9 protein-coding genes and 1 pseudogene are annotated in these 11860 nt (G+C 58.2%); 6 read left to right on the forward strand and 4 right to left on the reverse strand.

Annotation, left to right across the window (positions count from 1 at the left end; all coding sequences use genetic code 11):
* Positions 1 to 159: 159 nt before the first annotated feature.
* On the forward strand, positions 160 to 501 hold the full coding sequence (locus tag F4V58_RS01035) for a hypothetical protein (protein WP_075732612.1): 342 nt from the start codon (positions 160 to 162) through the stop codon (positions 499 to 501).
* A gap of 51 nt (positions 502 to 552) precedes the next feature.
* On the opposite strand, the gene F4V58_RS01040 is transcribed toward F4V58_RS01035, so the two are convergent.
* Entirely contained in the window at positions 553 to 933 is a 381-nt protein-coding gene (locus tag F4V58_RS01040; protein WP_075736350.1) for a hypothetical protein, read from the reverse strand.
* 370 nt (positions 934 to 1303) lie between these two features.
* On the opposite strand from F4V58_RS01040, the gene F4V58_RS12965 reads away from it, so the two are divergent.
* The 4 genes from F4V58_RS12965 to F4V58_RS01060 all read left to right on the forward strand — a co-directional run bounded on the left by F4V58_RS12965 (position 1304) and on the right by F4V58_RS01060 (position 4253).
* Positions 1304 to 1501 carry an ABC-three component system protein gene (locus F4V58_RS12965; RefSeq protein WP_342743283.1) on the forward strand — a complete coding sequence of 66 codons (198 nt, stop codon included), beginning with the start codon at positions 1304 to 1306 and terminating at the stop codon, positions 1499 to 1501.
* Positions 1482 to 1721 (forward strand): ABC-three component system middle component 8, encoded by a 240-nt coding sequence (locus F4V58_RS01050; RefSeq protein WP_211272763.1) that lies wholly within the window; start codon positions 1482 to 1484, stop codon positions 1719 to 1721. The genes F4V58_RS12965 and F4V58_RS01050 overlap by 20 nt, the downstream gene beginning before the upstream one ends.
* Positions 1702 to 3519 (forward strand): DUF2326 domain-containing protein, encoded by a 1818-nt coding sequence (locus F4V58_RS01055; protein WP_211272764.1) that lies wholly within the window; start codon positions 1702 to 1704, stop codon positions 3517 to 3519. The genes F4V58_RS01050 and F4V58_RS01055 overlap by 20 nt, the downstream gene beginning before the upstream one ends.
* Positions 3520 to 3905: 386 nt before the next feature.
* Complete coding sequence (locus F4V58_RS01060; RefSeq protein WP_075732618.1) at positions 3906 to 4253, forward strand: hypothetical protein; 348 nt, start codon at positions 3906 to 3908, stop codon at positions 4251 to 4253.
* Between the two features lie 43 nt (positions 4254 to 4296).
* On the opposite strand, the gene F4V58_RS01065 is transcribed toward F4V58_RS01060, so the two are convergent.
* A complete protein-coding gene (locus F4V58_RS01065; protein WP_075732620.1) occupies positions 4297 to 5739 on the reverse strand; it encodes an ATP-binding protein in 1443 nt (480 codons plus the stop codon).
* A 219-nt stretch (positions 5740 to 5958) separates the two neighbouring features.
* Between F4V58_RS01065 and F4V58_RS13010 the strand changes: the two are divergent.
* Positions 5959 to 6126: pseudogene (locus F4V58_RS13010) on the forward strand (anaerobic ribonucleoside-triphosphate reductase activating protein); the annotation flags it as partial.
* Positions 6127 to 6292: 166 nt separating this feature from the next.
* Here the strand turns inward: F4V58_RS13010 and F4V58_RS01075 are convergent.
* Positions 6293 to 7537 carry an MFS transporter gene (locus F4V58_RS01075; protein ID WP_075732624.1) on the reverse strand — a complete coding sequence of 415 codons (1245 nt, stop codon included), beginning with the start codon at positions 7535 to 7537 and terminating at the stop codon, positions 6293 to 6295.
* Between the two features lie 340 nt (positions 7538 to 7877).
* Positions 7878 to 11860 (reverse strand): beta-ketoacyl synthase N-terminal-like domain-containing protein (locus F4V58_RS01080; protein WP_282958298.1); only part of this gene is annotated, 3983 nt, incomplete at its 5' end.

Here is an 11860-nt window from a genome sequence, read left to right on the forward strand (position 1 = left end):
CCCAACCCCACAAACACACCCAAATAAAAAAACATGCACGCGCCAAAACGGATCACTTTTCCGCGCCAAAACGGATCACTTCAGCTTGACAAAATACAGACTTTGAGCAGGCGCTCAACGCGGCCAAAAAGCGCCGGGAGCTCATTAAGGGGCTTCCCGGTGGGGGTGCATACCTGCGGCTACGCTCCTGCCGCAATCCGCAAGCTCCTGGCAGATCCGTTGACCACTCCGGACTGGGTGGGCCTGGATATTAAGGCGCTACCGCAGGACATAGAGGCCGTGATTCAGCGCCCGGCAAAGGTTGGGGGCCGCTGTTGGGAGAGTCTGAACTTACTTGCCGATGCCCCCGTTGACATGCAGGTCCGCACCACCGTGTGGCGGGGAAGCGCCGTTGAAAGGAACCGGGATCGGTTGGCGAAACGAGTCCGCGAATACGGCTATGAGCTTGTCATTCAGCAAGCCCGCGCCGGCGATGGTTCCTCCATCGTCCAGGCGGGGTGAGCAGATGCTGCAGCTTAACACTGTGGCCGGATTTTGCGGTCAACCCAAGTTCTAGGTGGTGGCGAGTTTTTGGGCCCTTTGATAAGACACGCCAAGAATTTCTCCCATGTCACGTACGGTCATTCCGGACTTCCTTAGTGCTACGGCCAGGTCTCGGGTGTTCTTCTGTGCCATAGTGTTAAGCCGTGCAGCTTCTTGACGTTGCTCATCGGCTCGGATCTTCATCTCTGCAATCTCCGGAGGGAGAATGACTTCAACAACTATATTGAGCTCATCGGGGTTTATCCCGGCTTGATAGGCCATAGCTTCGCGCATTTCGTCAGCAGCATGGGCAAGGCGCTTAGTTTGAGACACAGCTCCCAGTTCGGCACATTCCAGTACCCACACGTCGCTGGTTCCGCGTTCTGCGGTCACCGTGTACGTCTTAGTCATTATCTCCACCATCCTTTTCCTAGTTCTTGCGCATATTGGTCGAAGAACTTTTTTGCCGTCACATCGTCAATCTCGCGATGCCTACCCAGCGTTCGAGTTGTATTGCCCACTCGGTAGGCGTCGTGACGGGTAAGGGCGATTTCCTCAAATTCAAGTCCGCGCCGCTTGGCTTCAGTTTTCAACTTTTTAATTACGGCGGCTCGTTTGATGACGATAGTCTACTCGCTAGCGACTTATCAAGTCAACCTTGGTAGACGGTTTGGGGCATTTGAGAATATCGCTTTAGGGTGCGCTGCAGAGTCGGCATTGACGATAAAGCACACCTGGATACGCATGGTGCCGGGGCTGCAGATACACCGCTTCCCTGGACTTGACCATCGTCGCTCATCGTCAGGAATATCAAAGTTTCGACCTGGTGATGAATTACCTCTTCGATTTGCTGCCTAAGCGCGACCCCGTTCTTCGGCAGACGCGTTACAAGCGGCTTAGCCGGGCGCTATTGTATTACATGTACTGGAACTGCGACATTGGACGGGGAGGTGAGGAAGATGATCCTACGGCCCTCTAAGCACTCCCACCCGGACCGCACCGTGCTTTTTGTTGCGTATCTTATCCTCGCGATGCTGAAGAAGCAGCGGGTCGTGGACTACACCGCGCTGCTGCGGGCGGTCAAGGGCAAGGTCAAGGGCGGGGAGTTCCTGTTTGTTCCAGCGCTAGATTTCCTCTATCTACTGGGACTTGTTGAATACCTGAAGAAGACTGATTCCTTTGAATACGTGGGGCCTTAAGATGAAGCTGTCTAAGTTGTACTGCAACCAGCCCGCCATATTTGCGCCGGTAGAATTCAACGCCGGTCTCAATGTGGTGCTCGCTGAAGTCAGGCTGGAAGAAAAACGGGAAAAGGATACCCACAACGTTGGCAAAAGCACCCTGGGGGTGGTGCTCAATTATTGCCTTTTGTCGCGGAGAGACAAGTCGATGTTCTTGTTCAAGCACGAAGACGTTTTCGCGGACTTTGTGTTCTTCCTGGAAATTGAGCTTGCTGCGGGTGGGTACGTGACTATCATGCGCGGGGTGAGGGAGGCATCGAAGGTGAGTTTCAAGCGTCATCTGGAGCCCCGCCAGGACTTTAGTAACGCGGCGGAAGAAGACTGGGACCACTACAAGGTGCCCTTCGAGAAGGCCAAGAGCATCCTCGACGGCTACCTAGATTTTCGCGAAGTTTCCCCGTGGGACTACCGCAAGGGGTTGGGGTATTTCCTCCGCACCCAGGATGACTATTCGGACGTGTTCAAACTGGGCAGGTTTGCGGCCAAGCACTCGGACTGGAAGCCCTACCTAGCCCATATCCTAGGACTGGACGGTGCGCTTGTTCAGCGCTTGTACGACCAAGAAGCCCTGGTGGAAAAGTGCCGGGCGGATGCAGGCAGGATCGAGGAAGGGTTTGGCAACGAGGAAACAAGTGCTGAAACGGTTGAGGGAATCCTGTTCCTCAAAGGCCAAAAGAAGCACCAACTCGAACAAGAATTAGAGCAATTCGATTTCTGGGGGCAAGACAAGGAACAGACGCAGGAACTGGTGGACAACATTGACCAGGCCATTGCGCGGCTCAACGAGGAGCGCTACACGCTTGAACACGCCAAGAAGAAGATAGAAGCCTCCTTGGATGAGGGCAACGTTTCCTTCGATTCCGGGCGGGTCGAGGCTCTGTTCGGGGAAACCGGTGTGTATTTTGACGGTCAGCTCAAACGTGATTATGAGCAGCTGGTGGCCTTCAACGCCGCCATCACCAAGGAGCGCAGCGTCTATCTATTGGAAGAGCTAGGTGCAGTCAAAACCCGCCTTGCGGAGATTGACGCCGAGCTCAAAGAACTGAGCCGACGCCGGTCGGAGATCCTGGGCTTTTTGAGCGAAACCGATGTGGTCAAAAAGTACAAGGACACCTCCGCTGAGCTTGTGAAAGTGAGGTCAGACATTGGCGTCCTCACGCTTCGCTACGAGCGCATCCGTGAATTGGAGCAGGCGCGTAAGAACGCGCGTGCAGCCCAAGATGAGCTGACGGATTTGTCCGAGAAGCTCAAGGAGGATATTGCTTCTACGTCGGCCATGTCAGGCGAGCACACCCTTGGAGCTATCCGTGGCTACTTCGCCGAGATCGTCAAATCCATCCTGGATGTTCCGGCACTGTTGACGGTCAGGGTGAATGCACAGTCTCACCCCGAGTTCGAGGTACAGATTTTAGACGATGAGAAAAACCGCACCAGCGCGCAGCAGGGCTTTTCTTACAAGAAAATCTTGTGCATTGCTTTCGATCTTGCGGTCTTGAGGGCGCACCTGGGCGGTGGGTTCCCGGCATTTGTATTCCATGACGGTGCCTTCGAGTCCCTAGATTGGCGCAAGAAGGAAAACCTGATTGAGGTTATGCGGGACTACGCCGAGCTTGGAGTCCAGCAGATCGTGACGGTCATTGACACGGATTTGCCGGCGCGTGCGAAGCAAGCTCCCGTGTTCAGTGATGAAGAAACCGTGCTACGCCTCCACGATGAGGGCCCGGACGGCCGCCTCTTTAAGATGGGCACGTGGTGACATTTTCTGATCGCACTTGATGGTTGTATAGCCGGGCCGGTCAGCCACGCTCACCGTCCGGCGCCCTCGATAAAACCGACGTGGCGGTGATAGATGATTGGATATCTTTCCCCTGATGCCCCTCAGAGGTAGCTGGCGCTCGACAACAGGGAGGGGCGACGGTAACGCCGTGTCCCACTCGGTCTTCAGTGCCAGGTGGAATGCTACTTTGGGCAGTGGGAATAATTCACCACGCCGGTTGGATAGCAGCGGCAGCTATGATTGGAGCCGCGGGTCCCGAAGGAGCCGCAATCGTCGCCATCGCTTGGGCTTATGGAGTGGATTTCTTTCTCGCTCTCGTAAGTACTCAATGCTAAAAATGTCACTTATTTTCAAGGATGAATATTATGGCCCGTATTCAATTTGGAACCGGCGTAATAATTCCAACATTGGCGTGCTTTTTTGCGTTTCTTCACCAGTTGCCTTGGAGCGTAGGAGTCGTAGTTATCGGCGTCTTAGTACTTCTCTTCATCCCGGAGAATCACTCGCTAGGCCCAGAAGGGCGGCAACAGTTTCTTCGCCGACTTGGCTTATTCACAATGTGGATTGGAGTTGGCTTTAGTATCGCGATCGTCATGAAGGATTTTTTATTCACCCAAAACATGTACTTTCCGGCATTGATATCTACGCTAGCTGTCGCACATTCAGGGTATAGCTTAAAAGGTGTGAACGTCGATGGAGCGGGCCTTCTTTAGGACCTCACTGAAACCGCTCATGCGGCGTCGCGGGCGGTGAAGACTAGTGATCCCGGGGTAGAACCCGGTAGCGCTGCTTAGGGCTGCGGGCGGGCTCGGTTTGCTCGATCAGCCCCTGCGCTAAGGCCTGGTTCAAGGCACGCTGGATTGCGGTGCGGCTTAGGCCAGTCTCTGCGGATAGCTCGGCACTGGAAGCAGAAGCCTTGGTATTGAGAATTGCCAGAACCTGTTGAAAGGCAGTGCCGTAACTCTCGGTGGGGGCTACCCGACGTTTATGAAAAACGATCGTGAAGCTATCCAGGCGATTGATGATCTCTGGGGTTGGCATGAGGGCGTCAGCCAAGGCTTTGTTGATAGTGGGGATACCGGTTCCGCGGTTTTCAGCGACGGTTCCACCGCCCTCCAGTGGGATATCCTCCAAGAAGGTGGCAAGCAGTTGATTGCGGGTGGAGCTGACTCCGGGTTTGCCCAAGTTGTTGACCGTCACACCGCCGTAGAGGCCGCCAGGGTTGGAAATCTCTAACCTGTCAACGAACATGTTGATATGCACGGGGCTTCCCAGTGCAGCCGGTGCGTAATCGCGGTGCATAAGGGCGTTGACCAGTGCTTCGCGTACTGCGATGAGGGGATAATCCGGAATATTGGTGCGGAATTTGTTGTCAATAAACCCGGCGGTGCGCATATTATTGGCAACTTTGTCTACCCCGGCGCTAATCAGCTCTGGGATTGTTCCCGTAATGGTCGCACTATCAAGTAGCCGTACCCCAGTGGTAATGGTGCCTTTTTCAGTCCCAGGGAAGGCAGCGAAGTTTAAGGTCAGGCGGGGGAAAAATTCTTGTGGATAGATCCCCATGGTTAATAGGGAGGCCATGGTGGGGTGGTTTCCACCTGTTATTTTCAGCCGCTTTAATGCTGCGTCTTCCCCGTCCGCGAAAGTTTTTGGACGACGCCCCCGGTGTAATTCCAGGAAGGAGTTGAGCAGCTGTTCATCCAGGTCTTCCAGGGTTGCTGCGGCAACAGGCTGTTGATCCCAGGTGGGGGGAGTTTTTTCTTCCAGCATTTTGCTCACTTCGTATTCGGAGAGCATGACATCACCATCCCCGAGCCGAATGTAGCTGCCTCTATAGCGCCCCTTGTCCGTGATGAAGGCGGGTTTGTCCGTTGCGGGCAAGCTCTTTACGATGGCAACAAGTAAGACCGTGCCCTCGAAGGGGATGAGCTTGATATCCGGCACAATCACGGGGGTTATCTGCTGGCAGAAGGTTTCCAGCTTGTCACTGGCCTGGGAATGGTTGAAGTTTTGTACCGGGGAAAAATTGGTTTCTTCGGAAAGGCCAACGATGATTGTCCCGCCATCTGCGTTGGAAAAGGCGCTGAGGGTTTCCTTGATACTTTTGCCAACACCACTTTTGACTTCGACGTTTTGCTGGTCGGTGCCGATTACGCGCAGCTTGGCTACCAGCTCAGCCAATTCTTCTGGGGACATCTGAGTTTCCTTTTCATCTTAACTTCCCACCTAACTTAACACATGTGGGAAGTTAAGTAGGGAAGTTGGGTGTTAAGTTCAGGTGCCGGGGGGATTTTGAAAAGAACCAGGTAGGCTTGATTTTTCCGGCTGGGGAGTGAGAACTTAACACCTTACTTAATACATGTGGGAAGTTAAGTGGGAAGTTGGGTGTTAAGTTCGGCGCTGCGGCGGCAGGCGGGCTTGGGCGGTGCCATTGCCCAAGCTCATTCGGCGGGATTCCCGGTGGGGCTGCATACCTGCGGGTACGCCGCTGCGGTGATTCTTAAGCTCGTGGCAGACCCGCTGACCACTCCCGATTGGGTGGGTCTGGATATTAAGGCGCTATCGGAGGGCATGGAAGGCGTTATTCAAGGCCTGGATGCCTGGCAAAGGTGGGCAAACCCACCGGGTTGCGGCCCTTTAAAAATTAATTGGCGCTAGATGCCCACGCTAAGATGGCGCACGACAACCCCCAGCTTGGCTGGGGGCGGCAAGCCTGTATTCTCACTCTAAAACCAGCGGAGATTCCTCATTACGCAGCCCTTTCCCTTGCTTCACTCTTTCCAATTCCTTTCCAAAGGCCAGGAACTACGCATAGCACTACGCTAGCCCCCAACGCGATCAATACCGTAGTTACTCCAATCATGGGATTTCCGGCCGTAAAAGCAACAAGAAGCATTCCTAGAGGAATCGCCGTCGTGTTAACCAACTGGTCACGAGTAGCGAAAGAATGAACTGCACCAGGGTTGGGGAAAGCTTGGCCTAAAATATCCCACGCAATTCCCGCAAGTGTAGCTAATGCAGATCCTAAGAAAAATATGGCGATGACTAAGGCCAAATGAGGCGCCAGAACCAACGCCAGAACTTGCCCCATCACCATTAGACAAGCAAGCCCTTGTTTACCCCTCCAGGAAACTTGATTAAGCCAAGACGTCATTGATACAGATGAGCCAATTAAGGAACCGGCAGCCATACCCATGGCAACCCAGCCCCAAGAAGACTCATCAAAGCGATTCATAATGAATGTAGGCGCAGCAGAGCCCAAGTATCCAACGGTCAACGATACTGCAAACCAAGTAGCCAATCCGGCAGTAACCCAATAGGGTAATTTATCCCCACGCGCTTCCCGAGAAGAAGTGACTGCGTCCTCAGCCTCTGAAGCCTCTGAAGCCCCTGAAGCCCCTGAAGCCTCTGAAGCCTCGGAAGACGAATCCTCTTTCTCAGAAGCCGATGCACCATAAAATCGCGAGAGTAGTACCATCCCCACCGCAAAGGTCGCAGCGTCCAAAAGCAATACCACATCAAATCCGAACCATAGCATCAGCCAGGTGCCCACGACGGGGCCGGCAACAAAAAAGATATCCCCGATAATAGATAAGGCCCCATTCACTCTTTGGCGCTCATCTGCTGTGAAAATTGTGCTTATCAAGCCGAATCTTCCAGGTGTAAAGAAAGACGTGGCTATCCCATAAAACAGCGCTGAAATCGCTAACGCCACAATTGAGTATCCGAGTCCGGACATGTGTGCCCAGGCAAGAAGCAAAAGTTGCGCGAGCATCCGGATTCCATCAGCCCAAAGCATCCATCTAACAGGGAAAACCGGCGAAGGAAGCCTCTGTACCAGCAATGACGAAGCAAACCGTCCAATCCATAAGGCAATGAGGACAATCGTTAGTCCCCTACCCGAATCATCTAGCCTATGAGATTGGATAGCAAACGCCGTAGGAACTAAGCCGTCTCCTAATCCTGAAATTGCTGCAGCCGAGAGCAAAAACAAAGACTTCTTTGTCGCAAGAGCCGTACGAATGAGAACCTCCAGTTATCAAAGGGTTTAATCGAATTAAATATGACTCCTGCTTGGTAGCGCCGCTGCCAAAACTGAAGAACTCGAGTTAGAGCCATATCAAGTATTTCGAGGAAAAATTAGTTTCTTCGGAAAAGGCCAATTGCGCTGGGGATATTTGAAATTTCCTCTTAGCCTTAACTTCCCGACTAACTTAACATGTGTGGGGGAAGTTAAGTAGGGAAGTTGGGGTGTTAAATTCAGCGCTGGGGCCGCAGGGGATCTAAAAAAGCTCCCAGCCGGTCACAGGGCTGGGAGCTTTTCTAGCTAGCGGTTAGGCGGACGGGTAGGTGCCGTCCTCGCCCAGGCGGGCGTCCTCATCGAGCAGCATGGCAATCTCTGCTGCCTTGGCGTTCTTCGCCGGGAGGCGGCGGCCGTCGATTACCTCGAACAGCGGCGCGCGGCCCAGCATGCCGGCCTCAAAGCGGTCGTGGCCCGCGGCCAGGCGGGACTCGGCCTTAGAGCGCCAGGTAGCGGCGGCATCGGCGCCACGTTGTTGCGTGACGGCTTGCTCGAACACCCCCGGGTGGGCGTAGACGATGATGGCACCCACGTGGCCAAAGCCCAGGGAGGTCAGCACCGCTGCCTTCACGCCACGCGCGGAGACATCCAGCGGCTCACGCAGCCAGACCAAGTTCTTGGCCTTGGGCTCAATGAGCGGATCCACCACGTCGAGTGAGACGTTGGCCGGAATCCGGCCGGTGCGGAACACGTCAATGATGCCGCCGGTCTGGAACAGCGCGGCACCCGCCTTGGCATGCCCGGTGAGCGTCTTCTGGGAGATGACAAACATCGGCTTGTCCTCGTTGCGCCCGATGGCCGGCCACAGGATGGAGTGCAGCTCCGACTCGTTGGGGTCGTTGGCGTTGGTGGAGGTGTCGTGCTTGGACAGCACCGTGACATCGTCCGGGCTAAGCCCCAAGGACTTCAGTCCGCGCGCCAGGCGGGAGTTCTCACGCCCGCGCCCAGCAGCCAGCGCACCCAGGCCAGGGGCCGGGATGGAGGTGTGCGCGCCATCACCGTGCGATGCCGCGTGCGCGACGACCGCCAGCACCGGCAGGCCCAGCTCCGCAGCCAAGGAGCCGCGCACCAGCAGGACGGTGCCGCCGCCCTCGCCTTCCAGGAACCCGCCGCGACGGCGGTCGTTGGCGCGGGAGATGAAGCGCTCGGAAATACCCTGCGCGGTCATGGCCGCGGTTTCTGCGGTGGCGTTCATGTCGCCGAAGCCGGTGAGCGACTCCACCTGCACGTCATCAATACCGCCGGCAACCACCACGTCGGCCTTACCCAGCGCAATCTTGTCCACGCCTTCCTCAATGGACACCGCCGCAGTGGCACACGCGCCAATGGGGTGAATCATGGAGCCGTAGCCGCCCACCAGGGACTGCATGGTGTGCGCCGCGATGACGTTGGGCAGGGCTTCCTGCAGGATGTCGCTGGGGCGTTCCTCGCCCAGGAAGCGGGTGACAAACACCTTGTGGAGGGACTCCATGCCGCCAATGCCGGTGCCTTGGGTGGTGGCAACCTGCGTGGGGTGGATGGCGCGCAGCAGCTCGGCGGGGCTAAACCCGGCGGTGATGAACGCGTCAATGGCGGTGACCAGGTTCCACACGGCCATGCGGTCTAGCGCGTCAACCATGTGTTCCGGCACGCCCCACTTGGTGGCGTCGAAGTCATCCGGCATCTGCGCCGCAACGGTGCGGGTCAGGGTGGCCTTGCGCGGCACCTTGACGGTAGCGCCCTTGTGACGGGTGATGAGCCACTCGCCGTCTTGCTCGCCGATGGTGGTGAAGTCCGGGTCCGCGAGCTTGATGTCGCGTGCCTCAGCCTCCGATGCCACCGTGAACTCCACGTCCCTATCCAAGAACACCGTGGTCAGGTCAATGGATCCCTGGTCAGTCATGTTGTACTTGTCCGTGAGGGTGCGCACGCCGGCGCGGGCCACGACCTCATCACGGAAGCGGTCGTAGATGTCTTCTTCCTCGATGACCTCATCGGTTTCGGTGACGTACCAGGCGGCGTTGGGTTCTTCGCGCCATTCGATGAGCCCGGTCATCCAGGCCAGCTCGATGACGCCGGCGGCCGTGAGCTCCACGGAGCCGTCGCGCTGCAGGCCGTATTCCGCCTCGAAGCGGGTGCGTCCAGAGCCCCAGGAGGAAACTTCGCCCACACCGGCAATGACCACCATGTCCTCTAAGTCCTTGGTGACTTCACCGATTTCCCCGCCAAACGCGTCAGCGCCTGGCTGCACGGGGCGCTTCGGGCTAGGCAGCGCCGCGATGGTCTCCGGGCCTTCAGCTTCCTCGGCGGTCTCCGGGGCGGGAAGGTCCGCAGCCAGGGCGGAAAGGGACACGCCTTCGAGTCCGCCGGTGAGGTCCTTGTCTAGTGGGGCATCGGCGGCCTGGGCGCGGGCATCGGCGGAAGCCAGCGCCATGAGCTCGGAGGAAATCTCCGCCGGGGACCACACGTGGATCCCGGCCTTCTTGGCAACCGGGACCAGCATGTCATTGCCGCCCATCAGGTGCGTGCCGGCAACCCAGCCAATCTTGGCCTGGGCCAGGGTAATGCCCTTGGGCCAGCCGGCCTCCACGTGCCACTTGTTGATAATCGCGTCCAGCGCGGCCTTGACCTCGCCGTAGGCGCCGTCTCCGCCGAAGGTGCCGCGGTTAGGCGAGCCCGGCAGCACGACGTGGCAGCGGGTATCCACGGCCTTCTGCGCCAGCTCGGACAGCCCGGCGATGGTGCGCTCTACCGACCACAGCAGCAAACGCGCCTGCGTCTCGGTGTTTCCGCCGGCATCCGCCAAAGAGCCGGATACGCCAGGTGCGGCGAACGGGAACGCCAGGGTAGGCGTCAGGGCAGGTTTCAAGATCTTGACCTCGTTGCCCACGGTCTCGCGCTGTTCCGCGCCAATCCAGGCGATGAGCGCGTCCACGTCGCGGAAGCTGGACAGGTTGGCAGGAACAATCCACAGCGCCGCGCCGGGAGCCGCGTTGGCGGCGTAGAGCTTGCGCGCGAACTCCTTGCGGGCCTGGGAGACGTTCGAGGCGGTCATGATGACCGTCGCGCCGCCTTGCAGCAGCTTTTCCACCAGCGCGGTGGCAATGGAGCCCGGTGCCGCGCCGGTGACCAGGGCGGTGTCCTTGGCGTATTCGCCGGCCCATTCCTCGCGCGCGGCCTGGGCAATGGCCTCCAAATCACCCTGGCCGCCGTTGGCTGCCCACCAGGTGGCCTGCTTGGCAATGGTTTCACCGGTGCCGCGGAAACGTTCCACGTCCAGCTCCACCTCGCCGAGTGCCACGCGGGTGAGATCCTCGCGTGCCGATGCCCACCTATCGTCAAACAAGACAGCGCGCTTAGGATCGAAGGACGGGGTGACGGATTTCAGCCAACCGGCGCCCAGCTCTGCCTCGACGGCGTCGAACAGGGCAGTATCAGCGTCTGCGCCGGTGTCTGCGGCCGGCTGGTTAAGTCCCAGCTCGCCCAGGATTTGGCGGGCAACCTTGGCCAGGACGCCGTCTTCGCCGGTCACGGAATCCGCGTAGGCGCTCAGCGCGGCGGAGTCCACCACGCCGCCACCACCGGCGGCAGCCGCGCCGCCCATGGACACGGACTGGCCGTGGGCGTTGGCCACCGACTGCACAGCGGCGTCGATGAGGTCGTGCGCTGCCTGCTTATTTCCGGCCGCGGAAGGGATGGTGTTCAGGCTGCCGCCGCGAACGGAGTCTTCCTCGCGGGTGCCCAGCAAAATCTCGGCTTCTACGTGCGGGGTCCAGGACGCGGGCAGGGACCAGGTGCCGGTGACGCGTTCGCCCACGGCGGCGGGTTTGAGGCCGGCCGCGCCGAACAGGGCGCGCAGGCGGGCGGTGATCGCCTCACCCAGGACCGCGCCGAAGGGGGAGTAGCCGGGCGCTGCGGTGTTGACCTTGGTGCGCAGGGTGGCCACGTCGGCATCTGCCGCGCCGTCGATGGCGGGCACGCCCAGCTCCGCGGACATGTCCATGAGCAGCTGGTTTCGGCGCGAGGACACGCCGTTGGTCAGCTCCTCGATGGTATCCGAGTCATTGATTTGCTCGATGCGGATCTTGTTCTGGAACGCGAACAGCACGTCGATGGCCTGGGCCGCGCCGAACTTCAGCTCGGTGACGGGGGCGCTGCCGGTGGCGGCGGCGTGGTGGACTCCGCCGCGCTGAGCGCCTACGCGGATTCCGTGACCGGCGAAGACGGCGTCCTGGCCAAGGTTGCCCGCCAAATCCT

This window comes from Corynebacterium phocae, from assembly GCF_008693075.1.
GTDB classification, from domain to species: Bacteria; Actinomycetota; Actinomycetes; order Mycobacteriales; family Mycobacteriaceae; genus Corynebacterium; species Corynebacterium phocae.